Below are 24696 nucleotides of genomic sequence, written 5' to 3'. Positions count from 1 at the left end.
ATCGCGGGCCCCAAGAGGCCGCAGGACCGGGTGTCGCTGACCAACGCCAAGGCCCAGTTCCACCGGGACCTGGAAAACTATGTCCACAAGAGCGTGGAAGCCGAAGGCGCCACCGTGGACGAGGCCGTGGAGGAATCCTTCCCGGCCTCGGATCCGCCCACGTACACGGAGGCCGGCAGCAAGGTCAAAAACGCCCCGCATATGACCGTGACCCGGACCGACCCGGATTCGGGCTGCGCGCACAATCCGGTGGAGGTGTCGATGCCGGACGGCCGCCGGTTCGAACTGGACCACGGTGCCGTGACCATCGCGTCCATCACCTCCTGCACCAACACATCGAATCCCTCCGTCATGCTTGCCGCCGCGGTGCTGGCACGGAATGCGGTGCAGAAGGGGCTGGCCTCCAAGCCCTGGGTCAAAACCTCGGTGGCGCCGGGCTCCAAGGTGGTCACCGACTACTACGACAAATCCGGCCTGACCCCGTACTTGGAGAAGCTGGGCTTCTATCTGGTGGGCTACGGCTGCACCACCTGCATCGGCAACTCGGGGCCGCTGGAAGAGGAGATCTCCCAGGCCATCGCCGACAATGACCTGGCCGTGTCCGCTGTCCTCTCCGGAAACCGCAACTTTGAAGGCCGGATCAATCCGGACGTGAAGATGAACTACCTGGCCTCGCCGCCGCTGGTGGTCGCCTACGCCCTGGCCGGGACGATGGACGTCGACCTGCTCGACGACCCCCTCGGCCAGGACCCCGACGGCAACCCCGTGTACCTGCGCGACCTGTGGCCGTCCAGCGCCGAGGTGGCCGAGCTGATCGGCCGGGCCGTCCAGTCGGACATGTTCCGCAAGAGCTACGGCCAGGTGTTCGAGGGCGACGAGCGCTGGAACATCCTGGACGTGCCGACGGGGGAGAGCTTCGCCTGGGACGACGCCTCGACCTACGTGCGGCGGCCGCCCTACTTCGACGGCATGCCGGCCACCCCCGAGCCGCTGACCGACATCCGCGGCGCCCGGGTCCTGGCCGTGCTCGGCGACAGCGTCACCACCGACCACATCTCGCCCGCCGGGGTCATCAAGCGCGACAGCCCGGCCGGCAGTTACCTGACCGAGCAGGGCGTGGAGCCGCGCGACTTCAACTCCTACGGGTCGCGGCGGGGCAACCACGAGGTGATGATCCGCGGCACCTTCGCCAACATCCGGCTGCGCAACCGGCTCGCCCCCGGCACCGAGGGCGGGGTCACCCTGCACCTGCCCGACGGCGAGGAGATGAGCATCTACGACGCGGCCATGCGCTACCAGGCCGACGGGGTGCCGCTGGTCGTCCTGGCCGGCAAGGAGTACGGGTCGGGCTCCAGCCGCGACTGGGCGGCCAAGGGCCCGATGCTGCTCGGGGTGCGGGCGGTCCTGGCCGAGAGCTACGAGCGGATCCACCGGGCCAACCTGGTCGGCATGGGCATCCTGCCCCTGGAGCTGCCGGCCGGCGAGACGGTCGAGTCCCTCGGCCTCAGCGGCCACGAGACCTTCGACATCACCGGCCTGGAGGGCGCCGGCGCCGACGGCTTCCCCCGCGAGGTCACCGTCCGCGCCGACGACAAGGAGCTGAGCTGCCGGGTCCGGATCGACACCCCGAACGAGGTCGAGTACTACCGCCACGGCGGCATCCTCCAGTACGTCCTGCGCCAGCTCCGCGGCTGAGCCCGGGTTGAACCCGGGGATTGAACCCGGGGCTGTGGACAGCCGAGCCCACCGCATCCCCGGGTCGGCTACCCTCCCGGTCGGGGCCCCAACGGCCGGGGTGGGGGCTCCGGCCGGCCCGGCCAGGGCGTTGGGGGTCCGGCGTGACCGGCTAGGTCCGGGTCGCCGCCGGGAGGGGGCTGGCGGGCTCGCCGGGGGCATACCAGGCGAGCGACCCGGCGAGGGCGACCGGGGGGCCGGTGACGAGGGTGGCCGGGGGGTCGACCTCGATCCCGCCGGCGGCCAGCTCGGCCAGGGTGCCGGTGACGACCTGCTGGGCGCCGGTGCTGGCCGAGGCGATCACGGCGGCCGGCTCGCCGGCGGGGCGGCCGGCGGCGATCAGCTGGGTGCAGACCTCGGCCAGGCGCTCGGCGGCCATGAGCAGCACCAGGGTGTCGGCGGCGGCCGCCGTGCCGGCCAGGTCGGCCGGGGCGCCGCCGGCCAGGGTGGCGCTGATCACGGCGTAGCTGGCCGCCAGGCCCCGGTGGGTGACGGGGATGCCGGCGTAGGCGGGGGCGGCCACGGCGGCGCTGACCCCGGGGACGACCTCGAACGGCACCCCGGCCTCGGCCAGGGCGAGCGCCTCCTCGCCGCCGCGGCCGAACACGAACGGGTCGCCGCCCTTGAGCCGGACCACGGTCAGCCCGCGCCGGCCCCGGTCGACCAGCAGCCGGTTGATCTCCTCCTGGGAGAGGGCGACCCGGCCCCGGGCCTTGCCGGCGTCGACCCGTTCGGCCCCCCGGGGGGCCAGGTCGAGCAGGGCCGCCGGGGCCAGCCGGTCGTAGACGACCACGTCGGCCCGCTGCAGCACCTCCGCCCCCCGCAGGGTCAGCAGCCGCGGGTCGCCCGGCCCGGCCCCGACCAGGTACACGACCCCGGTCACCATCCCAGCCCTTCCAGCAGGCGGTCGCGCAGGCGGGTGGCGGCCTCCTCGGCCTGGCCGGCGGCGATCAGCCGTTCCAGCTCGTCCAGGTCGAGGGCGGCCTTCCAGCGGCGGGAACGGTCCTCGAAGTCGGGCAGGTGGGGCAGGGTGGCGGCGCGGACCCGGCCGACCACCTCCACCAGCTCGGTCCAGTCCGGGCCGAACCGCTCGCCCAGCTCGGCGCGGACGCGGCCGGCCAGGGCGGGGGCGCGGCCGCCGGTGCCGACGGCGATGACCAGGTCGCCCCGGCGGACGATCGCCGGGGCGGCGAAGTCGCAGTTGGGGACGTCGTCCATGACGTTGACCAGGACCCCGGCGGCGCGGGCGTCGGCGGCGATGGTGTCGCGCACCCCGGCCTCGGCGGCGTGGGCGACGCACAGCACCGCCCCGTCGAGGTCGGCGGGCCCGCGGTAGCCGCGCCGGTGCACCGTCACCCGGGGGTCGGCCGCCAGCCGGTCAAGGGCCGCCTCCGGGCCCTTGGCGATCACCGTGACCTCGGCCCCGGCGACCAGCAGGCCCTCGGCCTTGCCGGCCTCCACGGCGAACTCGCCGACCACCACCACCCGCCGGCCGGCCAGCTCCAGCAGCACCGGGTACGCGAACGCCATCACGAGCTCTCCACCGGGGCCCGACCCACCGCGGCACCCCTCCGGGGTTCCCCGGACCCCTCCGGCTTCGAGATGGCGGCCAGGGTCTCGGGTGGCTGGCGGCGCAGCCAGGACTGGAGCGACTCGCCGGTCTCGCGGCCGGCCAGGTAGCCGGCGACCAGGCCCGTGACCACGGCGCCGGTGGTGGTGGCCGGGACCCGCTCGCGGACCCGGTGGCCGAAGGCCAGGCCCTCGCCCAGGTCGCCGCCCAGGTGGAGCTGGTAGTTGCCCTGGCCGGCGGACTCGCCGCCGGCCAGGCCGATGTCGGACAGCTGGTAGCGGGCGCAGCTGTTGGGGCAGCCGTTGACGTTGAGCCGGACCTTGGCGTCGAAGTCCGGGAACGCCTCCTCCAGCTCCCGGACCAGAACTGTGGCCCATTCCTTGGTCGGCACCAGGGCCAGCTTGCAGAAGGTCAGGCCGGTGCAGGCCATCGCCCCCCGGTGGAACTGGCTGGGGAAGGCGGGCAGGGCCAGCTTGTCGAGGCGGGCCACCGCCTCGTCGACCCGCTCGTCGGGCACGTCCAGCACGGCCAGCTTCTGCTGGGTGGTGAGCCGGACCCGTCCGCCGCCCAGCTCCCGGGCGAGGGCGGCCACCTCGACCAGGGTGTCGCCGTCGGTCCGGCCGACCAGCGGCGCCACCCCGACGTAGCTGCGGCCGTCGCGCTGGCGGTGGACGCCGACGTGGTCGCGGTGGGCGTCGGGCGCCGGCGGCGCCGGCGGCCCGTCCTCCAGCTTGCGGCCCAGGTAGTCGCGCTCCACCACCTCGCGGAAGCGCTCCGGCCCCCAGGCGGCGAGCAGGAACTTGATCCGGGCCCGGGTCCGCTTGTCGCGGTTGCCGTGGTCGCGGTAGGCGGCGGTGGCGGCGGCCACCACCTCGGGCGCCTCGGCCCGGGGCACGAACACGCCAAGGCGGTCGGCGAACCGGGGGCTGGACGACAAACCCCCGCCGACCAGCAGGTCGAAGCCCTCGCGGCCGTCGGGGTGGACGTGGCCGACCAGGGCCAGGTCGTTGACCTCGGGCTGGGCGCAGCGGTGGCGGCAGCCCGAGACCGACATCTTGTACTTGCGGGGCAGGTTGGAGAACTCCTTGGTCCGGGCCATGCGGGCCTCGACGGCCAGCAGGTCCGGGGTGGCGTCGAACCACTCGCCGGCGTCGACCCCGGCCACCGGGCAGCCGAGCACGTTGCGGACGGTGTCCCCGCAGGCCTGGAGGCTGCTGAGGCCGATCCGGTCCAGCTCGTCGAGGATCGTGGGCACGTCCTCGATCACGATCCAGTGGAGCTGGATGTTCTGGCGGTCGGTGACGTCGGCCAGGTTGCGCCCGTGGACCTGGGCGAGGCGGCCGATGGCGGCCAGCTGGTCGCTCGAGAGCGCGCCCCCGGGGATGCGGATGCGCAGCATGAAATGGCCGTCGGAGGCCGGGCGCTGGGTGTACAGGCCCCACCAGCGGAACCGGATGTTGAGGTCGTCGGGGTCGATCGAGGCCAGGCCCTGGCGCGCGTAGCGGTCGATGCGGGGGCGCAGGTCGAGCGGGTCCAGCGCCTCCTTGATCTGCTCGTTGCGGTTGCGTCGGTCCTCAGCAGCCATTGGAGGTCTCCCAGGTGCGGGCGTTGACGTCGGCGCGCAGCCGCCCGAGGGCGGCGTCGAAGCGGTCGCCGGGGGTGGCCGCCGCGGCGCCGGCCAGCCGGGTGTGCAGGCCGCACTCGCGGTCGGCGTCCGCCTCCCACCACCAGCGCCCGGCCCGCTCGTCCTCGCCGGGACGGGTCGGGCGGGTGCAGGGGGCGCAGCCGATCGAGGTGTAGCCCTGGGCGTAGAGCGAGCTCACCGGCAGGCGGTGGCTGCGGATGTAGGCCCAGACCTGCTCGCGGGTCCAGTCGGCCAGCGGGTTGAGCTTGACGATGCCGCCGTGGGCGTCGTCCAGCTCGGCCTTGCCGATCCCGGACCGGGCCGGGCCGCCGTCGCGGCGCAGGCCGGTCGCCCAGGCCGCGACCCCGGCCAGGGCCCGGTCAAGGGGGGCGACCTTGCGGACGTGGCAGCAGAGCCGGCGCAGGGCCGGGTCCTTGTGGAACAGGTTGGGGCCGTGGCGCGCGACCATGGCCGCGACGTCGGCCGGGTCGGGAGTGATCACCTCGACCTCCAGGCCGAGGCCGGTCCGGGCCGCCTCGATGACCTCGTGGGTCTCCTCGGGCAGGCGCCCGGTGTCCAGGGTCAGGACCCGCACGCCGGGGTCGATCTGGCGGGCCAGGTCGAGCACGACCATGCCCTCGGCCTGGAAGCTGGTGACCACGGCGAAGCGGCGCCCGTAGGTCTCGATGGCCCAGGCCAGCAGCCGGTCGGCTGCCAGGCCGTTCAGGCGGGCGAGGTCGGGTGCGTCTGGCTGGGGGGCAAGGCCGTGCGGCCAGGTGGTGGCGGTCGCCGCCACAGGCGAGCTCCTCTCGACACGCTCGGGTTCTCCTGTCCCAGGCCCGGTCGGTCGGAAAGCACGCGAGCTATGTCGTCACACGGCACGACCGCCGAGCCCACGGACACGCGCAGGTCACCACCCACCCGTGGTCGAGGGCGCGGTTGCGGGTCAGCAGCGTGGCGGTCACGGCGTGCCACGGTAAGGTACAACCCACACCGTCGCAAGACCCCAATACGAAGGAACCCTCCGTGCCGCGCATCCTCTCCGGCGTCCAGCCCACCGGCAACACCCACCTCGGCAACTACGTGGGGGCGTTCCGCCAGTGGGTGGAGATGCAGCACGACTTCGAGGCCTTCTACCCGGTGGTCGACCTGCACGCCATCACCCTGGCCTACGACCCGGAGGAGCTGGCCGACCGGACGCTCGAGGTGGCGGCCATCCTGCTCGCCAGCGGGCTCGACCCCGACGTCTGCACCGTGTTCGTCCAGTCGCACGTGCCCGAGCACACGGAGCTGGCCTGGCTGTTCAACCACCTGGCGACCGTTGGCGAGCTGCGCCGCATGACCCAGTTCAAGGCCAAGGCCGAGGCCGGCGGGGAGGGCCCCCTGCCCGCCGGCTACTTCAACTACCCGGTCCTGCAGGCCGCCGACATCCTCATCTACCAGGCGGACCGGGTGCCGGTGGGGGAGGACCAGCGCCAGCACCTGGAGCTGACCCGCGACGTGGCCGAGCGCTTCAACGCCCGCTTCGGCCACACCTTCGTCGTCCCCGAGGCCTACATCCCCAAGGTCGGCGGCCGGGTCATGGACCTCCAGGCGCCGACGGCCAAGATGTCGAAGTCGAGCACGTCGCCGGCCGGGCGGATCGAGGTGCTGGACCCGCCCGACGCCATCCGCCGCAAGGTCCGCTCGGCCGTGACCGACTCCGGCCGGGAGGTGCTGGCCCGGCCGGACAAGCCGGCGATCTCCAACCTGCTGGAGCTGTTCTCGGTGGCCACCGGCAAGGCGGTGGGGGAGCTGGAGCAGGCCTACGCCGGCCGGGGCTACGGCGACTTCAAGGGCGACCTGGCCGACGCCCTGATCGCCTTCCTGGCCCCGGTCCGCGAGCGCTACAGCGAGCTCCGCGGCGACCCGGCCCGCCTGATGGCCATCCTCGAGCAGGGCGCGGCCAGGGCCCAGGCGATCGCCCGCGAGAACCTGGCCCTGGCCAAGGAGCGCATGGGTTTCCTGCCGCGGTCGAGCGGCTGACCGGGCGCTCACCATGGCCAGGGTGCGGCTCGGCGTGATCGCGCGGCTGCCGGAACCGCTCGGGATCCACGTGCAGGCCTGGCGCCGGGCGCTGGGCGACCCGGCCGCCGGGCGGATCGTGCCCCACCTGACCCTGGTGCCGCCCCAGACGGTGGCCGAGCGCGACCTGGCCCGGGCGGCCGCCCTGGTCGAGCGGGCGGCCGCCGAGGCGGTGCCGTTCGCGGTCGAGCTGGACGGGGCCGCCACCTTCCTGCCCGACGCCCCGGTCGCCTACCTGGCCGTGCGCGAGGGCGGGCCGGCCCTGCACGACCTGGAGGTCGCCCTCCAGGAGTCGCCGCTGGACCGGCGCACCCACCCGTTCCATCCGCACGTGACCGTGCTCCAGGACCGGCCCGAGGAGCGGATCGAGGCGGCCGCGGCCGAGCTCGCCGGCTTCCGGGCGGCCTTCCCGGTCCGCGAGCTCGCCCTCATGCGCGAGGCGCCCGACAGGGTGTGGCGGCCGCTGGCCACCGCGACCGTCGGCGCGTCCACCGCCGTCCGCGAGGTGCCGTTCGCCGAGGCGGCCAGCGGGGCCATGCTCCTGCTCGACCCGGACCCGCCGCGGGTCCTGCTCGGCCGCCGCACCCGCGGCCAGGGCCGCCGCTACCCGGGAGCCTGGGACGGGCTCGGCGGCAAGCCTGACGAGGGCGAGTCGCTGCTGGAGGCCCTGGCCCGCGAGGCGTCCGAGGAGGCCGGGGTGGAGCCGCTCGACCCGACCGCTCTCGGCTGCTTCCACGACGGCGACCGGGCCGACGCCTGGTTCGTGGTCACCTCCTGGAAGGGCGAGCCGCGCAACCGCGAGCCGTCCGAGCACAGCGAGCTCGACTGGGTGCCGCTGCACGAGGCCGCCGACCGCCCCCTGACCCCGACCACCAGGGCGGCGGTGGCCCGGCTGGCGGCCATGCTGGCGACCGGCCATCGACTGCACCGCCCCCGGTGATGTGCGATAACTCTTGCGGCGGCGGGGTAGGAACGTCGTGGGGCGGCAGGCCTCGCCGTCCCACGACCCCAACGAGACGACGGTAAGGGGGGACTGCCTTGGCAATCCAGGACCCGCCTTCGGGCGCGCCGGCGACCACGCGGCCAGCCGGGCCGGCGCCCACCGAGGAGCCATCCACCGGTGAGCTGCTGAAGGGCATCGCCGACGACGCGACCAAGCTCGTGCGGCAGGAGATCCTGCTCGCCCGGCAGGAGCTCCAGGAGGGGCTCACCGCCAGCGCCAAGGCGAGCGCCCTGCTCGTCGCGGCCGGTGTGCTCGGGCTGTACGCCTTCGGCTTCCTCCTCTACACCATCGGTGAGGCGATCGGCGGCCCGCGCTGGCTCGGGTTCGCGATCGTGACCCTGGTGCTGCTGATCGTGGTCGCGGTGCTCGCGCTGGTTGGCAAGAAGCGCCTGGCCGCCTCCAAGGTCGCTCCGGAGAAGGCCAAGGCCGAGCTCCAGACGACCGCCAACGAGCTGAAGGAGGAGATCACGTGGGGGAAACCTCAGCAGCAACCGCCCGGGAGGTAGAGGAGACCCGCAAGCAGATGGAGGACAAGGTGGCCAAGCTCTCCGAGCGCGCGCCGGAGGAGGCCCGCAAGCTGATCAAGCGGGTCGCGTTCGCGGTCCTCACCGCGGTCGCGGTGCTGGCAACCCGCAAGCTGGTCGACAAGCTCTGGGAGCGGGCCACGGGCGAGCTTCCGCCGACCAAGGTCATGCGCGAGGACGAAGCCGACGAGGACCGAGCGACCAGCGCGTCGCGCTGGTCGCAGGGCGCCGGCGAGCCGGCGCCCTCTTTATTGGAGTTCCTTCTGATTTGCTCCGCCGGCTCCGCCGGCGTCTTGCCCGAGGATTTCATTCATCGTAGACTTCATCCGATGATGAATTCCGGGTCACGGAGGTGCCGCCGGCATGTGGGCCATGGCCATGAAGGAGTTCCGCCAGCTGCGCCGGGACCGGCGCACGCTGGCCATGATGATCCTGATGCCGGTGCTGCTGCTGGTGGTGTTCGGCTACGCCGCCAGCTTCGACGTCGACCGGGTGCGGACGGTGGTCGTCGGCCCCCGGGCCGAGCAGGTGGCCGCCGCCCTGCCGGAACGGCTGGAGGTGGTCCGGGTCGCTCCCGGGGAGGGCCGCAAGGCCGCGGTCGAGGCCCTGCGCGACGCCGAGGCGGCGGTGGCGCTGGTGGCCGGCGACGCCGGCCGGCCCGACGTGCTGGTCGACGGGGCCGACCTCTTCTCGGCCAGGGCGGTCGTGACCGAGCTGCGGGGGCGGCCCGGGCTGCCCGCCCCCGAGGTGCTGTTCAACCCGGGCCTTGAGACCTCGGCGATCATGGTCCCCGGCCTGATGGGCGTGGTGCTGGTGTTCGTGGGCACGATCGCCACCGCCCTCGGGGTCGTCCGCGAGCGCCAGAGCGGCACCCTGGAGCAGCTGGCCGTGATGCCCTTCCGGCCCCGCGACGTGCTCGGCGGCAAGCTCCTGCCGTACCTGGGGGTGGCGGTGGTCGACCTGGCGGTGATCGTGGCCGTGGGGGTGCTGTTCGACGTCCCCTTCGCCGGCTCACCGCTGGTCTTCGCCCTCGGGGCCCTGCTGTTCCTGTTCGTCACCGTGGGCATCGGCGTGCTCATCTCGACCGTGTCCGAGACCCAGGGCCAGGCCATCCAGCTGGCCATCATGACCATGCTCCCCCAGATCCTGCTGTCCGGGCTGATCTTCCCGCTCCAGGCCATGGCCCCGGGGGTCCGCTGGATCGGCTACCTGCTGCCGCTCACCTGGTTCATCCAGCTGGCCAGGGGCGTGATGGTCAGGGGGGCCCCGTTCGAGGCCCTGCTGCTCCCGCTGACCATGCTGGCCGTGCAGGGGGCGGTCGTGTTCAGCGCCTCGATCGCCCGCTTCCGCCGCGACCTGGCCCCGTCCGGCCGCGGCCACGGCGCCGACGAGGCCGAGGCGGTGCAGGACGAGGCCGCCCCGACCAGGGCAGGTACCCGGTGAGCGGCCAGACCTGGGGCTGCCGGCGCCTCGGGGTCCGCTACGGCCCCACCGTGGCCCTGGAGGAGGTGACCTTCGCGGTGGCCCCGGGGACGGTCGCGGCCGTGGTCGGCGGCGACGGCGCCGGCAAGACCAGCCTGCTGCGGGCCCTGGCCGGGACGGTCCGGCCGGCCGCGGGCACGGTCCGCCGCCCGGCCGAGCGCCGCCTCGGCTACGTCTCGGCCGGCCCGGGCGTCTGGACCGACCTCACCGTCGACGAGAACCTGCGCTTCTCCGGCGGCGCCTACGGCCTCGACCCCGGCGAGCTGGAGCGGCGGGTCGGGGGGCTGCTGGAGCGGACCGGCCTGGCCGAGGCCCGCGACCGGCTGGCCGGGCAGCTCTCGGGCGGCATGCGCCAGAAGCTGGCCCTGGCCATGGCCGTCGCCCACGAGCCCGACCTCCTGATCCTGGACGAGCCGACCACCGGCGTCGACCCGGTGAGCCGGGCCGAGCTGTGGCGCCTGCTGGCCGCCTCGGCCGCCGGCGGCGCGGCCGTGGTCGTGGCCACCACCTACCTGGACGAGGCCGAGCGGGCGGCGACCGTGCTGGTCCTTGACCGCGGCCGCAGCCTGCTGTCCGGCACCCCGGAGGAGATCCTCGCCGCCACCCCCGGCCTGGTCGTGGAGGGAACGGAGCGACCCGGCGACCTGCCCTCCTGGCGCCGGGGGGCACGCTGGCGGGCCTGGTCGCCCGATGGCTCGGTCCCGCCCGCCACCAGCCCGGTCACCCTCGACCTGGAGGACGCCGTGATCGTGGCCCAGCTCCGGGAGGACCAGCGGTGGGCGGCATGACCCGGCCGGCCGCCGCCGAGCTGGCCGCCGCCGCCGGGGCGACCCGGCGGTTCGGGGAGCTGCTGGCCGTCGACGGCGTCGACCTGACGGTGGCCGGCGGCGAGGTGGTCGGGTTGATCGGAGCCAACGGCTCCGGCAAGACGACCCTGATCCGGATGCTGCTCGGCCTGCTGGCCCCGACCGCCGGCCGCGTCCGGCTGTTCGGCGAGCCGCCGTCGCGCCGCACCCGGGCCCGGCTCGGCTACGTGCCCCAGTCCCTCGGCCTCTACGAGGACCTCACCGTGGCCGAGAACCTGGCCTTCTCGGCCGCCGCCTACGGCAGCCGCCGGGCCGTCCTCGAGGGCGACCTGGCCCAGGCCGGCGACACCCTGGTCCGCGACCTGCCGCTGGGCCTGCGGCGGCGGGCGGCGTTCGCCATCGCCCTCGGCCACGACCCCGACCTGCTGGTGCTGGACGAGCCGACCTCCGGGGTGGATCCGCTCCAGCGGGCCCGGCTGTGGGAGACCATCCGGACCAGCGCCGAGCGGGGCGCGGGCGTGCTCGTCACCACCCACCATCTGGCCGAGGCCGAGCAGTGCGACCGCCTGGTCGTGCTCGCCGCCGGCCGCATGGCCGCCGCCGGCTCCCTGGCCGAGATCGTCGGCGACACCACCGCCGCCGAGGTCCGGACCCCGAGCTGGGAGGCGGCCTTCACCACCCTCGACAGCGCCGGCCTCCCGGTCAGCCTGGTCGGCCGCACCCTGCGCGTCCCCGGCGTCGACCCGGCCGCCGTCCACCGGCTGCTCGGCGACGCCGGCGTCCCGGCCGAGGTCGCGGCCGTCCGGGCCAGCTTCGAGGAGACGTTCGTGGCCCTGGCCGGCGACCGGTCTCACAGCTCCCAGTCGACCGGCGCCGCCGGGGCGTAGGCGCACGACGTCCCCGTGGAGATGGTCTCGCGCAGGTGGCGGCCGAGGCCGGGATGGGCCTGCTCGATGCGGCCGTGGGCGTCCCGGACCCGGGCCGTGACCGCCCTGCGGGCCCGTTCCCGCTCGTCGCCCAGGCGGCGCGGCCGGCCGCCGAGCCCGGTCGACCTTGGCCTGGTCGACCTGTGCCTGCTCGACCGCCATGGCGATCGCCTCCTTGCGGTGAGGGTGTCGTCACCATAGAGGCGCGAGCCGCGGCCTGGCGGCCGCCAGATCAGACCTTGCGGAACAGCAGGGCGCGCTTCACTTCCTGGATGGCCTGGGTGACCTTGATGCCCCGGGGGCAGGCGTCGGTGCAGTTGAAGGTGGTCCGGCAGCGCCAGACGCCCTCCTTGTCGTTCAGCACCGTGAGGCGCTGGGCGGCGCCCTGGTCGCGGGAGTCGAAGATGAAGCGGTGGGCGTTGACGATCGCCGCCGGGCCGAAGTACTCCTCGTCGGCCCAGAACACCGGGCAGGAGGTGGTGCAGGCGGCGCACAGGATGCACTTGGTGGTGTCGTCGAAGCGCTCCCGGTCGGCCTGGGACTGGCGCCGCTCGGTGTCGGGGGCCGGGTCGTCGTTGACCAGGTAGGGCAGGACCTCGCGGTAGGAGGCGAAGAACGGCTCCATGTCGACCAGCAGGTCCTTGCTCACGGGCAGGCCGCGCAGCGGCTCCACGGTGATCTGGTCGCCGACCTCGCGGACCAGCACCTTGCAGGCCAGCCGGTTGGTCCCGTTGATGAGCATGGCGTCCGACCCGCAGATCCCGTGGGCGCAGGAGCGGCGGAAGGTCAGCGACCCGTCAACGTTCCACTTCACCCAGTGGAGGAGATCCAGCACCCGGTCCATCGGCTCGGCCGGGACGTCGTAGGTCTCGATCCGCGACTCGCTGTCGGTCTCGGGGTTGAACCGGCGCACCCGCAAGGTCACCTGCATGCGTCCCGCTCCGTCGGTCGTGGCGCCCGGCGCGCCTGGGCCTCCACCCTACCGAGCGCCCGGGGGCGGCCGCACCCCGGAGAAACGATGCCCACACGATCGGCACACGACCGCCTCCTAGCGTCGCTCCCGCACCCCGGCACGGGACGTCGACCAGGAGGAGGCGACGGCATGGCAACGATCCATCCGGGCAGGTACTCGGCCGAGATCGAGGGCGACTTCGTGGTCTTCCTCATCGGTATGCGGCTCAACCGGCCCTGGAGGCTCCACCGCTGGCTGCCGGTGTACACGGCGATGCCGCGGATGCTGCGCGAGCTCCAGCGCGACCCGGAGCGCGGGCTACTCGGGGCCGGCGTGGGCCTGATGTTCGGCGGCCCCGCGGTGGTGCAGTACTGGCGCAGCTTCGAGCACCTGGAGCGCTTCGCCCGTGACCCGGCCAGCCTCCATCTCCCGGCCTGGCGGTGGTTCAACCGGGCCGTGAAGGCCTCCGGCGACGTCGGCATCTGGCACGAGACCTACCTGGTCCCGGCCGGCCGGTACGAGGCCATCTACGGCGACATGCCCCGCATCGGGCTGGCCGCGGCCGCCGGCCACGTGACCGTCGGCCGGCGTTGGGAGTCGGCGGCCGCGCGGGTCGGCCGCTAGTACCTGCGCTCCATGGGCTCGTACCGGGTCATGGTGACCGGCTTGTAGTCGAGCTTGACCCCGCCGTCAGTGCGCAGGGCCATGGTGTGCCTGAGCCAGTTCTTGTCGTCGCGGGCCGGGTGGTCCTCGCGGAAGTGGCCGCCGCGGCTCTCGGTGCGGGCCCGGGCCGAGACGACCAGGGCCTCGGCCAGGTCGAGCAGGAAGCCGAGCTCGACCGCCTCCAGCAGGTCGGTGTTGTAGCGCCGGGAGGTGTCCTGGACCCAGACCCGGGCGTAGCGCTCGCGCAGCGAGGCCAGCTCGACCTCCATCTCCTTGAGGAGGGTCTCGGTGCGGTAGACGCCGGCCTTGTCGTCCATGCCGGCCTGGAGATCGGCCCGGATGGCGGCGGCCCGCTCGCCCTGGGGGTGGGCGGCCAGGTCGCCCAGCATGCGGGCCACGGCCCCGGCCGGGTCCTCGCCCAGGTCGGCGTGGCCGGCCCCGGCGGCGTACTCGCCGGCGTTGACCCCGGCCCGCTTGCCGAACACGACGATGTCGAGCAGCGAGTTGGTGCCCAGCCGGTTGGCGCCGTGCACCGACACACAGGCGCACTCGCCGGCCGCGAACAGCCCCGGGATGACCGTGTTGGCGGCGTCGCCCACCACCTCGGCGTTGACGTTGGTGGGGATGCCGCCCATGGCGTAGTGGGCCGTGGGCTGGATCGGCACGCCCTCCTTCTTGGGCTCGACGCCCAGGTAAGTGCGGGCGAACTCGGTGATGTCGGGCAGCTTGGCGTCGATCACCTTGGGGTCGAGGTGGCTCACGTCCAGGTAGACGTAGTCGCCCTCGGGGCCGGCGCCGCGGCCCTCGCGGATCTCGGTGTAGATGGCCCGGCTGACCATGTCGCGGGGGGCCAGGTCCTTGATGGTGGGGGCATAGCGCTCCATGAACGCCTCGCCGTCGGCGTTGCGCAGGATGCCGCCCTCGCCCCGGGCGGCCTCGCTCAGCAGCACCCCGAGCCGGTACAGGCCGGTGGGGTGGAACTGGAAGAACTCCATGTCCTCCATGGGCACGCCGCGCCGGTAGCAGACCCCGGGGCCGTCGCCGGTGAGGGCGTGGGCGTTGGAGGTGATCTTGAACATCTTGCCGAAGCCGCCGGTGCAGAAGACCACCGCCTTGGCCCGGAACACGTGCAGCTCGCCGGTGGCCAGCTCATAGGCGACCACCCCGGCGGCCCGGCCGTCGCCGGGGTCGAGCAGCAGGTCGAGGACGTAGTACTCGTCGAAGAAGGTGGTGCCCTGCTTGACGTTCTGCTGGAACAGGGTCTGGAGGATCATGTGGCCGGTGCGGTCGGCGGCGAAGCAGGAGCGGCGCACCGCCCCGGCGCCGTGGTGGTGGGTGTGGCCGCCGAAGCGCCGCTGGTCGATCTTGCCGTCCGGGGTGCGGTTGAACGGCATGCCCATGTGCTCGAGGTCGTAGACGGCCTCGATCGCCTCCCGGCACATGACCTCGGCCGCGTCCTGGTCGACCAGGTAGTCGCCGCCCTTGATGGTGTCGAAGGTGTGCCACTCCCAGTTGTCCTCTTCGACGTTGGCCAGGGCGGCGCACATGCCGCCCTGGGCGGCGCCGGTGTGGGAGCGGGTCGGGTACAGCTTGGTGATCACCGCCGTCCGGCCCCGCCGCGAGCTCTCCAGCGCCGCCCGCAGGCCGGCCCCCCCGGCCCCGACGATCACCACGTCGAAGGTGTGCTGCTGGGTCATGGGGGCTCCTAGGAGGGCTGGGGGGTGAAGGCGAAGATCGTGAGGGTGCCGAGCGCCCAGGTCAGGCCGATCACGGTGGCGTTGACGCTCTGGTAGAGCAGGCGCCGGGTGCCGCTGCGGGCGTAGTCGTCGATGATCACCCGCAGGCCGTTGCCGCCGTGGGCCAGGGCCAGGGTGAGCATGGCGAAGTCGTAGACCCGCCAGAACGGGTTGGCCCAGCGGCCGGACACGAAGGCGAAGTTGATCCGGTCCAGGCCGCCGTCGACCACGTGCATGATCCCGAAGTGGCCCAGCACGAGCAGGACCAGCAGCACCCCGGAGATGCGCATGAACACCCAGGCGTACAGCTCGAAGTTGCCGCGGGTGGGCTTGGGCTGGCGGCGGTCGGCCGAGGTGGAGCGGGGGAGCGGGGCCGGGGTGAGGTCGGCGGCCATGCTCAGAGCTCCTCGACCACGTGGGCCCCGATGGCGATCACCGGCGGGATGGCCAGGATCAGGAACAGCGCCGTCTGGACCCAGAGCATCTGGCGCTGGCGGGCCACCCCCTGGGACCAGAAGTCGAACAGGATGATCCGCAGGCCGTTGAGGGCGTGGAAGATCACCACCACGGCCAGGCCGATCTCCAGCAGCCCAACGAACGGGTTGCGGTAGGTGTCGATCACCCGGTCATAGGCCTCGGGGGAGACGTTCAGCAGGGCCTGGTCGACGACGTGGGCGAACAGGTAGAAGAGGATGGCCACGCCCGACACCCGGTGCAGGACCCAGGTCCACATCCCCTCGCGGCCTCGGTAGAGCGTCCCCAGGCGCTGCATCCCTCGTCACCTTTCCGGTCCGGGTCCCCTCCGACTCTACCACCGGCCAATCGACCTGTCGTGGCACCAAACCGCCTGCTCAGCGGCGGTTTTGGGCGGTGTGGGGTTTGGTCGTATCGTTGGCCATCCACGATGTCACCCGACGCCGCCGAGCGGCTCGTCGCCGGCCGCTGGACGCTGCACACCGCGCTGCGCCGCGGCCCCTCCGGCGTGATCTGGCGGGCCACCGAGGTGTCCGGCGGCCGGCCGCTGGCGGTCGAGGAGCTCCGCCTCCCGGCCCGCCCGGACCCGGAGGAGGCCGGCCAGGCGGCCCGCTGGCAGCGGGTCGCCGACGAGGCCCGGGCCGCGGCCGCGCTCGACCATCCCGGCCTGGTCCGGCTCGACGACGTGGTCGTCGAGGACGGCGTCGTCTACGTGGCCAGCGAGCTGGTCGACGCCCGCACCCTCGACGAGCTGATCGCCCGCCACGGCCCCCTCCCGGTCCGCCGGGTGGCCCGGCTCGGTCTGGAGCTCCTCGACGCCCTGGAGGCGGCCCACGCCGCCGGCCTGGTCCACCTCGACCTGCGCCCCGCCTGTGTCCTGGTCACCGCCGACGGCGGCGCCCGCCTGGCCGGCGTCGGCCTCGGCACTCTCCGCGGCACCCCGGGAGCCGACCGGGGCACCACCGCCTTCCTCGCCCCCGAACAGGTCCGGGGCGACCCCGCCGGCCCCCCAGCCGACCTCTGGGCCCTGGGGGCGATCCTGTTCCTTGCAGTTGAGGGTGAGCCCCCGTTCGCAGCCGACGGCAGCGACGCCACCACGGCCGCCATCCTCACCGACCGGCCCCGGCAGTTCGTTCACGCCGGGCCGCTCGCCCCCACCCTCACCGCCCTCCTGACCAAGCCCGCCGGCGGTCGCCCGGGCATCGCCGAGACCCGCCAACTCCTCCAACCTCTCGCGGGGAGCCCGAGCGCGTCCACCCTCGTCGAGTTCCCGGGCGCGAAGCCCCCGGCCCGTCGGGGCGCCCCGCCCCCGGCCCGTCGGGGCGCCCCGTCCCCGGCGCACCCCGGCGCCCCGGCTCCCGCGGATCCGGGCGTGCGCCACCCGCCCGGTCCGGTGCCAGGTCCCCCGGAGGGGGAGCGTAGCTCGTGGGGCGGTTGGGGGCAGGCGGGTGTCCACAGCCCCCTGTCCCGCCCGGCCCGCCACTCGCGGGCCGGGGCGGCGATGGACCCGCTGGTGCGGCGGGTGCTGCTGATCGCGGGTGGGTCGGTGCTGCTCGCGCTCGTGTCGTTCGCGGTCGCCGTGGCCGTGACCGGCGACCCGCTCGGCCTGCGCTCCCAGGCGGTGGCATCGACGGCCGCGACGGTCCCGCCGCCGACCCTCCCGCCGACGACCACGTCGACCCCGCCCATCACCACCCCGACCACCCAGGCGCCCCTGGTCCCGCCCGGCTGGTCCGTCCACACCGACCCGGCCACCGGCTACCAGGTCGCCGTCCCTCCCGGCTGGCAGCTCGTCAGCGACGGCGGCCCCCGCACCGAGCTGCGCGACCAGAGCACCGGGGCGTTCCTGCGCATCGACCGGGTCCAGGATCCCCAGGCCGACCCGGTGACCCTCGAGCAGCAGGCCGGTGCCGCCCATGCCGGCGAGCGCGGCGGCTACCAGCAGGCCCGTCTGGAGCCGGCCCAGTTCAAGGGCCTGCCCGCCGCCCTGCTGGAGTTCACCTACCAGGACGGCGAGACCTGGCACGCTCTGGAGCTGGGCGTCCGCTCCCCGAGGCACCACGTCGCCATGGCGATCCACACCCGCGACCGCGACTGGGGCGCCGGCTGGGCCCTGTTCGAGGCGTTCAAGGCGTCGTTCGTGCCGCCGCCCACCTGATCGCTTGGCACTGGCGGTCGGCGGGTAGGGTGGTCCGGTATGTCTCCCGCCGCCGACCGGCTGGTCGCCAACCGCTACGCGCTCAAGGATCCCCTGGGACGGGGAGGGATGGGCGTCGTCTGGCGTGCCCAGGACTCGGTGCTGGGTCGCGAGGTGGCCGTCAAGGAGGTGGTGTTCCCGCCCACCATGGCCGAGGAGGAGCGGGGCCCGGCCCAGGCGAGGGTGATGCGGGAGGCGCGGGCGGCGGCCCGGCTCAACCATCCGGGGGTGGTCACGCTGTACGACGTGGTCAAGGACCGCGGCAGCACCTTCATCGTGATGGAGCTGGTCAACGCGCCGACCCTGGCCGACCTGGTCCGTACCGACGGGCCGCTGCCGGTCCGGCGGGTGGCCGAGATCGGCGCCCAGGTCGCCGGCGCGCTCGAGGCGGCCCACCAGGCCGGGATCGTCCACCGCGACGTCAAGCCCGGCAACGTCATGGTCCCCGCCAACGGCACGGCCAAGCTGGCCGACTTCGGCATCGCCTCGCTCCAGGGCGACCCCCAGCTCACCTCCACCGGGCTGGTCATCGGCTCGCCCGCCTACATGGCCCCAGAGCAGGCCAAGGGCGAGGAGAGCGGCTCCCCGGCCGATTTCTGGGCCCTCGGGGCGACGATGTTCTATGCCGTCGAGGGCGGCCCGCCGTTCGACCGCGGCAGCTCGATCGCCACCCTGGCCGCCGTCGTGAACGAGCCGCCCCGCGACCTCCGCCGCGCCGGCCCGCTCACCCCCCTCATCACCGCCCTCCTGTCCAAGGACCCCGGCGCCCGTCCCTCCGGCCCCGAGCTCCGGGCCGAGCTGGCCCGCCTGGCCACTCCCGCCCCGTCCCCACCCACCGAGGTCCTCCCCACCCACGGCCCGGGCCGCACGGTCCCGCTCGCGGCGTTCGTCCCCGCCGCGGCGGGGGAGGGCGACGGGGACGAGGCGGGCCAGGACGATGGGGCCGAGATTGGGGCGGGCGATGGGCCCGGGGCTGTGGACGGCCCGGAGCGCCCAGCTCCTGGCTCGGCTACGCTCCCCCACCGGGGGACCTCGCAGCCGGAGGCCGGGTTCCCGGCTGCGCAGCCCGAGGGCGGGTTCCCGGCCGCCGGGACGCCGGCGCCGGAGCCTGCGCCGGCGTTCGAGCCCGGCCCGGCGACGCCCGAACCGGCGGCCACCGGACCGCCCGGGCGCGAACCGGGGCGGCCGTTGCTGCCGCCGGCGCCGGTGGTGGAGCGTGGGGGGCGGGGGCGGCTGGTTGCGGTGCTCGGGCTGCTGGCGGTGGTTGGGCTGGTGATGGTGCTGGTTGCGGCGAACCTGTTGTCGGGCGACGACGGCGACCCGGCCGCCGCGCCGGAGACCACCGCCGGGGGGGCGGCCACGACACGGGGGAGTGAGACGACCGGGGAGGCCGCCTCCACCACCGGGGCGCCCTCGACCACCGCGGCTCCGACGACCACGGCGGCGGCCGGTCTGCCCGAGGGGTGGACGGCCTTCACGAACCGGCGCGGCAACAACCGTGTCGGCGTTCCCCCGGGGTTCCGGGCGCGGGTCAGGGACAGCTTCAATGCCACCGTGGTCGAGGAGCGGGACGACCCCCAGCGGGTCTTCACCGTCCGCTCCACCAACCCGGCCAACCCCCTGCCCCAGGCGTCGCGGGACTACCGCGAGGCCGCCCCGGGGCTGTTCGAGGACTTCCGCGAGGTCAGCTACGAGGAGGACCAGACCTACGCGGGCCGCGAGGGGGCGGTGGTGTTCGAGTACGAGGCGGTCAGGGAGGGCCGCCGGGTCCACGTGAGCCACACCAACCTCAAGGGCCGGAGCTGGGGCTACAACGTCGAGTTCATCGTCCCGGCCGAGCAGTGGGACGCCTCCCAGGACCTGGCCCGCCAGTTCGAGCAGGCCTTCCAGCCGCTCGGCTGAGGGGTCGTGGCCACCCGACCCGGCAGCCGGTAGCGTTCCGGTCGATGGCAACCAACGGAAGCGGCCGGCGCGTCGCCAACCGTTACGAGCTCACCGAGGAGCTCGGCCACGGCGGCATGGGCGTGGTCTGGCGGGCCACCGACACGCTGCTCGCCCGCCAGGTCGCCCTCAAGGAGGTCGACCTGCCCCGCGGGGTCGACGAGGCCGAACGGGAGGGGCTGCGGGCCCGGGTGTCGCGGGAGGCCCGGGCGGCCGCCCGCCTCAGCCACCCCGGCGTGGTCACCGTCTACGACATCGCCCACGACGGCGACCAGGACTTCATCGTCATGGAGCTGGTCGCGGCGCCGACCCTTGAGGAGCTGGTCCGCACCCGGGGGCCGCTCCCTCCCCAGCGGGCCGCCCGGCTCGGGCTGAGCCTGCTGGACGCGCTCGAGGCCGCCCACAAGGCCGGGATCGTCCACCGCGACCTCAAGCCGAGGAACGTGATGGTCCGCGAGGACGGCACCACCAAGCTGGCCGACTTCGGCATCGCCTCGGTCCAGGGCGACCCCCGGCTGACCGCGACCGGGCTGGTGGTCGGCTCGCCCGCCTACATGGCGCCCGAGCAGGTCGAGGCGCAGGCGGTCAGCCCGGCCACCGACCTGTGGGCGCTGGGCGCCACCCTCTGGTTCGCGGTCGAGGGCCAACCCCCCTTCGGCGGGGGAGAGTTCCAGACCCTCAGCGCGATCGTCAACGGCCAGCCGCACCAGCCCGAACGCCTCGGCCCCCTGACCCCGGTCCTGGCCCGCCTGCTGGTCAAGGAGCCGGCGGGCCGGGCGACCCCGGCCCAGCTCCGGCCCCTGCTCCGCCGGGTCGCCGCGGGCCGGGATCGCGCGGCCGACCCGGCCCTGGGGGACCCGCCCGGCCCCGCCGGCCCCTGGGCGGGAGCCACCGTCGTGGTCTCCGGCCGGGGCGGCCCGAGCGTGACCAGCGGCCCGGGCTCCCCCGGCGCCGGACCCGCCGGCGACGTGCGCCCCGGGACCACGGCCGCCCCCGGGGCCCCCGCGGGCGGCGCCGAACGCGGACGCGTCGCCGCAGGCGACACGCCGCCGGTACCCAGCCAGGTCCGGCGGCGCGAGGGCGACGGCGCCCCGGGAGGACGGGCTCCGGGGGACCGGGCCCCGCGGGGCCGGCGCCGGGGGCGGCGGCTACCGCCGGTGCCGCCCGTGCCGATGCCGGGGGAGCCGGTGCTCGCCGGCGCCCGCCGCCGCCGGGCCCGGGTCCCGATGGTCCTCGTCGCCGTGGCCGTGGTCCTGTTCGGTGCCGTCATCTGGCAGGGCCTCACCCGGGACACGGACGAGCGGCGCCCGCCGGCCACGACCAGGCGGCCGGCCGTGCCCGCGGCCTGGCGCAGCTTTCAGGACCCGGACGGCACCTACCGGCTGTCGTTCCCGCCCACCTGGACGCCGAGCGACCGGGGACCGTTCATCGACTTCACCGAGCCGGGCGGGGAGCGCTTCTTCCGGGTCCAGCCGACCAGCGACGGCCTGCCGCCCCTGTCCGCCCAGCGGAGCCTGGAGCGGTCGTTCATCGCCAGGCATCCCGGCGACGACTACCGCCGGCTGCGCCTGGCCGCGACGACCTTCCGGAGCGTGCCGGCGGCCGAGTGGGAGTTCACCTTCCTCGACGAGGGCCGGCTGATGCGCGGCTACGACATCACCTTCGTCGCCGCCGGCCGCCGCCACGCCATCCTGTTCCAGGCGCCGGCCAGCCGCTGGGCCGGCTCCCGGGACGAGCTCCAGTCCTTCCTGGTCGGCTTCCGCCCCCGCGGCTAACCGCCGCCGGGCCCGCTGCGGTCCTCCCCGCCGCCGCCCCCGCCCGGGCCGCGGCGGTCGCCGCCGCCGCGGGAACGGTCCATCGCCTCCAGGGCCCCGATCAGAACCTGGCGCTCGGCCTCGCTCAGGGCCGCGTCGGGATGGGCGAGCACGTAGCGGCGGGGCGGCATCTCGGCGTCGGCGACCGCGTCGGCGGCGTCGTCGGCCTCGCCGTCGTCCTCGTCCCAGGTGGAGAAGTTGAGCGCCGCCCGGCCCTGCTCGACGTCGCGGGCCAGCAGCCACGAGAACGGCGCGACGAAGCTCTCCGGCGGCCAGCGGGTCTGGTTGCTGTGGCAGTCGTAGCAGGCCGCCGTGGCCAGCTCCCGGGCCCGCCCGGCCGGCCAGGGCGCGTCCTGGGTCACGGGAGGGTTGGTGTGGTCGCGCCCGTAGGGCACCAGCTGCACGAGTACGGCCACGGCGAACAGCCCGAGCCCCGCCCGGACCAGGATCCTGCGCCGTCGTGTCCGCATCCCACTCCCTTGATCGCCACCGACGCCCGTCCGTTACCGTCGGCACCACCAGCGGGTAGGCTGAGGGCCACCCCGCGGGAGGGTAGGCGCCGAGGCGGGTGCACAGGAGCGTGAGCGGCATGGGGGAAGCGCCAGTGGACGGCGACCAGCGATCCACCGATTCGGGCATCCCCGTCCAGGTGTCCTACGGGCCCGCCGACCTCGCCGGCTTCGACCCGGCGACCGCCCTCGGCGAGCCGGGGCGCGACCCGTTCACCCGCGGCATCTACCCGACCATGTACCGGGGCCGGCCCTGGACGATGCGCCAGTACGCCGGCTTCGGGTCGGCCGCCGAGACCAACGCCCGCTTCCGCTACCTGCTCGACCACGGCCAGACCGGCCTGAGCGTCGCCTTCGACCTGCCCACCCAGATGGGCTACGACTCCGACCACCCCATGGCCGCGGGCGAGGTCGGCAAGGTCGGGGTGGCCATCGACTCCCTGGCCGACATGCGCCGGCTGTTCGAGGGCATCCCCCTCGACCAGGTCTCGACGTCGATGACCATCAACGCCCCGGCGGCCGTGCTGCTCCTCCTCTACGAGCTGGTCGGCGAGGAGCAGGGGGTCGACCCGGCCGCACTGGCCGGCACGGTCCAGAACGACGTGCTCAAGGAGTACATCGCCCGCGGTACCTACATCTACCCGCCGGCGCCGTCGCTGCGCATCACCACCGACCTGTTCGCCTGGTGCGCCGAGCACCTGCCCCGCTTCAACACCATCTCCATCTCCGGCTACCACATGGCCGAGGCGGGGGCGACCGCCGTCCAGGAGATCGCCTTCACCCTCTCCAACGCCATCGCCTACGTGCAGGCGGCCGTCGACGCCGGGCTGGCCGTTGACGCGTTCGCGCCCCGGCTGGCCTTCTTCTTCGTGGCCCGCACGACCCTGTTCGAGGAGGCGGCCAAGTTCCGGGCCGCCCGCCGCATCTGGGCCGACACCATGGCCACCCGGTTCGGGGCAGAGGAGGCCAGGTCGCGGATGCTGCGCTTCCACACCCAGACGGCCGGGGTCCAGCTCACCGCCCAGCAGCCGCTCAACAACGTCGTCCGGGTGGCCGTGCAGGGCCTGGCGGCCGTGCTCGGCGGCACCCAGTCGCTCCACACCAACGCCTACGACGAGGCGCTCGCCCTGCCCAGCGAGGCCGCGGCCCGCCTGGCCCTGCGGACCCAGCAGGTGCTGGCCAACGAGACCGGGGTCACCGACACCGTCGACCCGCTGGCCGGGTCGTACTTCGTGGAGCGCCTGACCGACGAGGTCGAGGCGGCGGCCCGCCAGCTCATGGCCAGGGTCGAGGAGCTGGGCGGCGCCGTGGCCGCGATCGAGCGCGGCTTCCAGAAGGGGGAGATCGAGCGCTCGGCCTACGACCAGCTCCGGGCCGTCGAGCGCGGGGACAAGGTGGTCGTCGGCGTCAACCGCTACGCCGGCGGCGAGGAGGAGCCGGTCACCACCATGCAGCTCGACCCGGCGATCGCCGACGCCCAGGCCAAGTCCCTGGTCGAGATCCGCGCCACCCGCGACGCCGACGCCGTCCAGGCCGCCCTGGCCGACCTCCGGGACGCCGCCCGCGGCCGCGACAACCTCCTCCCCCCCATGCGCGAGGCCCTCCGCCACCTGGCCACCGTCGGCGAGGTCTGCGACGCCCTCCGCGCCGAGTTCGGCACCTACCGCCCCCCCGACACCTTCTGAGGCGCCCAAGCTCAGTCGTTTTGCGGAGGTTGGTCCGCATTTCGCCGGGGTTAGGTAGTGCTTGTTCTGGTTCCGCGTCCTGGAAGGAGTCGCGCCATGCCCGACGCGCTCGAGTTCATCCTGTACCTGGCCGCCTTCGTCTGCTTCCTGCTGGCGGCCTTCAGCGTCCGCGCCCCCTGGGCCGGCCGCATCAACCTGATCGGCCTCGGCCTCGCCTGCTGGGTCTTCATCCCCCTGGTGGCCGCCCTCAGACGGGTGAGCTGACCCGGAGGGAACCTGGCGCTCCCGCCACGGGTGTCATATGGAGCATGCGCATCCCCGGTCGATGAGGGGAACCCGTGGCGGGAGCCGACTTCGAGGCCTTCTACCGCGCCAACTACGCCCGGCTGGTCGGGCAGATGGTGCCGGTGGTGGGCGACGTGCACGAGGCCGAGGACGTCGTCCAGGAGGCGTTCGCGCGGGCGTCGCTGCACTGGTCCCGGGTGCGCGGCTACCACGCCCCTGACGCCTGGGTGCGCCGGGTGGCGCTGAACTACGCCCTCAGCGGGCTGCGGCGGGCCGGCTACCGGCGCCGTGTGGTCGAGCGGCTGGCCCAGCGGGCCGAGCCGGTGCCCGCGGCCAGCGCCGAGGTTGTCGACATGGTGGCGGCCCTGCGCCGCCTGCCGCTCCGCCAGCGTGAGGTGCTGGTGCTGTTCGACGTGGTCGAGCTGCCGGTGGAGGAGATCGGGCGCCAGCTACGGCTCCCGGTGGGGACGCTGAAGAGCCGGCTGGCCAGGGGGCGCGGGCGCCTTCTTCCTCGATCAGCGGACCGGCTGGGTGGTGGCCAGCGCCAAGACGCGGGAGACCGGGTCGCTGGTCCGGCCGGCCGTCTACCGGACCACCGACGCTGGCTCGACCTAGCGCTGGTACTCGCTGGGCGCCCTGGACCTCGGCAAGGACGACACCGCCGGCGGCTCCGAGGGCGGCTTCGGGGTCCTGGCCACGCCGAGCTT

At 74.4% G+C, this 24696-nt stretch carries 23 protein-coding genes; 14 read left to right on the top strand and 9 right to left on the bottom strand.

Translation table 11 applies throughout. From position 1 onward, the window contains the following. A partial coding sequence (gene acnA / locus VF468_27910) for an aconitate hydratase AcnA (protein ID HEX5882111.1) occupies positions 1-1695 on the top strand: 1695 nt, incomplete at its 5' end. A 151-nt stretch (positions 1696-1846) separates the two neighbouring features. Here acnA and cobA read toward each other — a convergent pair. The 4 genes from cobA to VF468_27890 are packed head-to-tail and all read right to left on the bottom strand — an operon-like array spanning position 1847 to position 5724. Further along, on the bottom strand, positions 1847-2620 hold the full coding sequence (gene cobA, locus VF468_27905) for a uroporphyrinogen-III C-methyltransferase (protein HEX5882110.1): 774 nt from the start codon (positions 2618-2620) through the stop codon (positions 1847-1849). After that, entirely contained in the window at positions 2614-3264 is a 651-nt protein-coding gene (locus VF468_27900) for a bifunctional precorrin-2 dehydrogenase/sirohydrochlorin ferrochelatase (GenBank protein ID HEX5882109.1), read from the bottom strand. Before VF468_27900 ends, cobA begins: the two co-directional genes overlap by 7 nt. Beyond that, entirely contained in the window at positions 3264-4889 is a 1626-nt protein-coding gene (locus VF468_27895) for a nitrite/sulfite reductase (GenBank protein ID HEX5882108.1), read from the bottom strand. The genes VF468_27900 and VF468_27895 overlap by 1 nt, the downstream gene beginning before the upstream one ends. Continuing rightward, positions 4879-5724 (bottom strand): phosphoadenylyl-sulfate reductase, encoded by an 846-nt coding sequence (locus VF468_27890; GenBank protein HEX5882107.1) that lies wholly within the window; start codon positions 5722-5724, stop codon positions 4879-4881. The genes VF468_27895 and VF468_27890 overlap by 11 nt, the downstream gene beginning before the upstream one ends. A 230-nt stretch (positions 5725-5954) precedes the next feature. Here VF468_27890 and trpS point away from each other — a divergent pair, with 230 nt between their 5' ends. From trpS to VF468_27860, 6 genes are all read left to right on the top strand, one after another. After that, entirely contained in the window at positions 5955-6953 is a 999-nt protein-coding gene (trpS, locus tag VF468_27885) for a tryptophan--tRNA ligase (protein ID HEX5882106.1), read from the top strand. A 13-nt stretch (positions 6954-6966) separates the two neighbouring features. Continuing rightward, on the top strand, positions 6967-7932 hold the full coding sequence (locus VF468_27880; protein ID HEX5882105.1) for a 2'-5' RNA ligase family protein: 966 nt from the start codon (positions 6967-6969) through the stop codon (positions 7930-7932). Positions 7933-8030: 98 nt separating this feature from the next. Beyond that, complete coding sequence (locus VF468_27875; protein HEX5882104.1) at positions 8031-8501, top strand: phage holin family protein; 471 nt, start codon at positions 8031-8033, stop codon at positions 8499-8501. A 381-nt stretch (positions 8502-8882) separates the two neighbouring features. Further along, positions 8883-9962 carry an ABC transporter permease gene (locus tag VF468_27870; protein ID HEX5882103.1) on the top strand — a complete coding sequence of 360 codons (1080 nt, stop codon included), beginning with the start codon at positions 8883-8885 and terminating at the stop codon, positions 9960-9962. Beyond that, entirely contained in the window at positions 9959-10789 is an 831-nt protein-coding gene (locus VF468_27865; GenBank protein ID HEX5882102.1) for an ABC transporter ATP-binding protein, read from the top strand. Before VF468_27870 ends, VF468_27865 begins: the two co-directional genes overlap by 4 nt. Next, the gene (locus VF468_27860; GenBank protein ID HEX5882101.1) at positions 10786-11694 is read left to right on the top strand and encodes an ABC transporter ATP-binding protein; all 909 of its coding nucleotides are present in this window, start codon (positions 10786-10788) and stop codon (positions 11692-11694) included. Before VF468_27865 ends, VF468_27860 begins: the two co-directional genes overlap by 4 nt. 271 nt (positions 11695-11965) lie before the next feature. Here VF468_27860 and VF468_27855 read toward each other — a convergent pair whose 3' ends face one another. Then, complete coding sequence (locus VF468_27855) at positions 11966-12664, bottom strand: succinate dehydrogenase iron-sulfur subunit (GenBank protein ID HEX5882100.1); 699 nt, start codon at positions 12662-12664, stop codon at positions 11966-11968. Positions 12665-12835: 171 nt separating this feature from the next. On the opposite strand from VF468_27855, the gene VF468_27850 reads away from it, so the two are divergent. Further along, positions 12836-13309 (top strand): DUF4188 domain-containing protein, encoded by a 474-nt coding sequence (locus tag VF468_27850; protein HEX5882099.1) that lies wholly within the window; start codon positions 12836-12838, stop codon positions 13307-13309. On the opposite strand, the gene sdhA is transcribed toward VF468_27850, so the two are convergent. From sdhA to sdhC, 3 genes are read right to left on the bottom strand one after another with little or no spacing between them, the layout of a single operon-like run. After that, positions 13306-15045 (bottom strand): succinate dehydrogenase flavoprotein subunit, encoded by a 1740-nt coding sequence (gene sdhA / locus VF468_27845; protein ID HEX5882098.1) that lies wholly within the window; start codon positions 15043-15045, stop codon positions 13306-13308. The genes VF468_27850 and sdhA overlap by 4 nt on opposite strands. Positions 15046-15053: 8 nt before the next feature. Further along, positions 15054-15479, bottom strand: coding sequence for a succinate dehydrogenase hydrophobic membrane anchor subunit (locus VF468_27840; GenBank protein ID HEX5882097.1), 426 nt, complete (start codon positions 15477-15479; stop codon positions 15054-15056). Between the two features lie 2 nt (positions 15480-15481). After that, positions 15482-15856 carry a succinate dehydrogenase, cytochrome b556 subunit gene (sdhC, locus tag VF468_27835; protein ID HEX5882096.1) on the bottom strand — a complete coding sequence of 125 codons (375 nt, stop codon included), beginning with the start codon at positions 15854-15856 and terminating at the stop codon, positions 15482-15484. 132 nt (positions 15857-15988) lie between these two features. Between sdhC and VF468_27830 the strand changes: the two genes are divergently transcribed. Genes VF468_27830 through VF468_27820 form a run of 3 tightly spaced genes read left to right on the top strand, consistent with a single transcriptional unit; the run spans position 15989 to position 21471 of the window. Continuing rightward, entirely contained in the window at positions 15989-17716 is a 1728-nt protein-coding gene (locus tag VF468_27830; protein HEX5882095.1) for a serine/threonine-protein kinase, read from the top strand. Between the two features lie 39 nt (positions 17717-17755). Further along, on the top strand, positions 17756-19657 hold the full coding sequence (locus VF468_27825) for a protein kinase (GenBank protein ID HEX5882094.1): 1902 nt from the start codon (positions 17756-17758) through the stop codon (positions 19655-19657). Positions 19658-19701: 44 nt separating this feature from the next. Then, entirely contained in the window at positions 19702-21471 is a 1770-nt protein-coding gene (locus tag VF468_27820) for a serine/threonine-protein kinase (GenBank protein ID HEX5882093.1), read from the top strand. On the opposite strand, the gene VF468_27815 is transcribed toward VF468_27820, so the two are convergent. Continuing rightward, entirely contained in the window at positions 21468-21980 is a 513-nt protein-coding gene (locus VF468_27815; GenBank protein HEX5882092.1) for a heme-binding domain-containing protein, read from the bottom strand. The two genes, VF468_27820 and VF468_27815, sit on opposite strands and share 4 nt — an antisense overlap. Before the next feature lie 119 nt (positions 21981-22099). Here VF468_27815 and VF468_27810 point away from each other — a divergent pair, with 119 nt between their 5' ends. The 3 genes from VF468_27810 to VF468_27800 all read left to right on the top strand — a co-directional run. After that, positions 22100-23704: a methylmalonyl-CoA mutase family protein gene (locus VF468_27810; protein HEX5882091.1), complete on the top strand. Its 1605-nt coding sequence runs from the start codon at positions 22100-22102 to the stop codon at positions 23702-23704. Between the two features lie 96 nt (positions 23705-23800). Further along, complete coding sequence (locus VF468_27805; GenBank protein ID HEX5882090.1) at positions 23801-23968, top strand: hypothetical protein; 168 nt, start codon at positions 23801-23803, stop codon at positions 23966-23968. 74 nt (positions 23969-24042) lie between these two features. Continuing rightward, positions 24043-24696 (top strand): sigma-70 family RNA polymerase sigma factor (locus VF468_27800; GenBank protein ID HEX5882089.1); only part of this gene is annotated, 654 nt, incomplete at its 3' end.

The organism is Actinomycetota bacterium (assembly GCA_036280995.1).
Lineage (GTDB): Bacteria > Actinomycetota > CALGFH01 > CALGFH01 > CALGFH01 > CALGFH01.
This window is presented reverse-complemented; position numbering and strand designations above follow the sequence as displayed.

Bases quoted from the DNA above. Each gene is read 5' to 3' on its own strand.
- VF468_27900 (HEX5882109.1), bottom strand. From the start codon at position 3,264: ATGGCGTTCGCGTACCCGGTGCTGCTGGAGCTGGCCGGCCGGCGGGTG.
- VF468_27825 (HEX5882094.1), top strand. From the start codon at position 17,756: ATGTCTCCCGCCGCCGACCGGCTGGTCGCCAACCGCTACGCGCTCAAG.
- VF468_27815 (HEX5882092.1), bottom strand. From the start codon at position 21,980: ATGCGGACACGACGGCGCAGGATCCTGGTCCGGGCGGGGCTCGGGCTG.
- VF468_27840 (HEX5882097.1), bottom strand. From the start codon at position 15,479: ATGGCCGCCGACCTCACCCCGGCCCCGCTCCCCCGCTCCACCTCGGCC.
- sdhC (HEX5882096.1), bottom strand. From the start codon at position 15,856: ATGCAGCGCCTGGGGACGCTCTACCGAGGCCGCGAGGGGATGTGGACC.
- VF468_27880 (HEX5882105.1), top strand. From the start codon at position 6,967: ATGGCCAGGGTGCGGCTCGGCGTGATCGCGCGGCTGCCGGAACCGCTC.
- VF468_27895 (HEX5882108.1), bottom strand. From the start codon at position 4,889: ATGGCTGCTGAGGACCGACGCAACCGCAACGAGCAGATCAAGGAGGCG.
- VF468_27810 (HEX5882091.1), top strand. From the start codon at position 22,100: ATGGGGGAAGCGCCAGTGGACGGCGACCAGCGATCCACCGATTCGGGC.
- VF468_27855 (HEX5882100.1), bottom strand. From the start codon at position 12,664: ATGCAGGTGACCTTGCGGGTGCGCCGGTTCAACCCCGAGACCGACAGC.
- sdhA (HEX5882098.1), bottom strand. From the start codon at position 15,045: ATGACCCAGCAGCACACCTTCGACGTGGTGATCGTCGGGGCCGGGGGG.
- VF468_27850 (HEX5882099.1), top strand. From the start codon at position 12,836: ATGGCAACGATCCATCCGGGCAGGTACTCGGCCGAGATCGAGGGCGAC.
- cobA (HEX5882110.1), bottom strand. From the start codon at position 2,620: ATGGTGACCGGGGTCGTGTACCTGGTCGGGGCCGGGCCGGGCGACCCG.
- VF468_27805 (HEX5882090.1), top strand. From the start codon at position 23,801: ATGCCCGACGCGCTCGAGTTCATCCTGTACCTGGCCGCCTTCGTCTGC.
- VF468_27820 (HEX5882093.1), top strand. From the start codon at position 19,702: ATGGCAACCAACGGAAGCGGCCGGCGCGTCGCCAACCGTTACGAGCTC.
- VF468_27860 (HEX5882101.1), top strand. From the start codon at position 10,786: ATGACCCGGCCGGCCGCCGCCGAGCTGGCCGCCGCCGCCGGGGCGACC.
- VF468_27830 (HEX5882095.1), top strand. From the start codon at position 15,989: ATGTCACCCGACGCCGCCGAGCGGCTCGTCGCCGGCCGCTGGACGCTG.
- VF468_27870 (HEX5882103.1), top strand. From the start codon at position 8,883: ATGTGGGCCATGGCCATGAAGGAGTTCCGCCAGCTGCGCCGGGACCGG.